Below are 1,163 nucleotides of genomic sequence, written 5' to 3' on the forward strand. Positions count from 1 at the left end.
AAATTTAGGAGATGTCCTACGTTCGACTGCGATTTTTCTTCTCATGAAAGTCAGAGCTTTCTCGATATACGGTCACGAAGAAACACCGCGAAACGGTTTTGCGGGGAATATGCAGCAAGAACATATGAGCAGAATGCTCTAGATCAACGTTTTGCACGTTGAAGCTCTCCGCAAGTCCGTCGAGCCACGCTAGGCCGACGAACTTGCGTCGCAGCTTCACCTGACCCGGCCCTTGCGCGGCTACTCCCTGTACCCGTAGGTCACTCCGACCCTGAAGCAGTCAGAACGTCCCGACCCCTTGGTCATGCGTCTACCGTCCTCGGGTAGCGCAGTGGAAAGAAGCGTGAGGCCTCTTTCGTGTTTCGAACTCAATACCGGCGTGGATCTTTCTTCAGTCGCGCCATCCACATCTTCTGCATGCCTTCGTCCGGTTTACCGAGTAAGCGGTAGTCGGCATGTCGCGTGGGTGGCCGCGATCGTCATGGCACTGCCGCCCAGAAGCAGGGCGGCCGCCAATGTCTTTAACCAAAACACACATATCAACCTCGACCGCGACGGCCAAAGAAGAAGGAAGCAATGAACATCACCAGGAATACGACAAAGAGAATCTTGGCGATACCCGTGGCGGTGCCCGCGATACCACCGAAGCCCAATACTGCAGCGATGATGGCAATGATCAGGAATGTGATTGCCCAGCTCAACATGGTGATTCTCCTTACGCTTCTATTTAAGGATGTTGCTTGTGGTGCATTTCCCGGCGCGTTGAGCGCGCCAAGTTCGTTTGCTTAAAACACCCAACGTTCCTGGGAGGGCGTCTCGTCCACAGGCCGGGCCTGGTCGACGCCCATCATTCGTATTGAGGCGTTGTCAGCCGGGTTGCTGCTGACGGCGCTGAAGTGGCTTTGGGGGGGATGTGGAATCGAAAGGTGCACTGGCGCCGGTTGCGCGCTTTGCTCCCAACGCATGTACTGCTGGCCACCAATCAGGGTGATCAACAACGCCAACAGGGCAAACAAGCCTTGCTGGACATGCAGTGGCGAAAGACGCAATTGGGCGGCACTTTGGCGATTCATCCTGAAGTTCCTCCCATACGGGTAGTGATCTTTGGCGGGCGCTGGTTCATTAAATGCCCTGATTACCTAGACCATTGCAGCCTGCATGCC

At 55.3% G+C, this 1,163-nt stretch carries 2 protein-coding genes and 1 pseudogene; all 3 read right to left on the reverse strand.

The annotated features are described in order from the left end of the window. Positions 1-368 precede the first annotated feature (368 nt). Positions 369-473, reverse strand: a pseudogene (locus tag AC1DLB_RS30535) (Ivy family c-type lysozyme inhibitor); the annotation flags it as partial. Positions 474-539: 66 nt separating this feature from the next. After that, complete coding sequence (locus AC1DLB_RS30540) at positions 540-704, reverse strand: DUF1328 domain-containing protein (protein ID WP_003177151.1); 165 nt, start codon at positions 702-704, stop codon at positions 540-542. Between the two features lie 81 nt (positions 705-785). Beyond that, positions 786-1,073 carry a hypothetical protein gene (locus AC1DLB_RS30545; protein ID WP_064615662.1) on the reverse strand — a complete coding sequence of 96 codons (288 nt, stop codon included), beginning with the start codon at positions 1,071-1,073 and terminating at the stop codon, positions 786-788. Between the last annotated feature and the right edge of the window lie 90 nt (positions 1,074-1,163).

The sequence above is a fragment of the Pseudomonas sp. 05N434 genome, assembly GCF_056396965.1.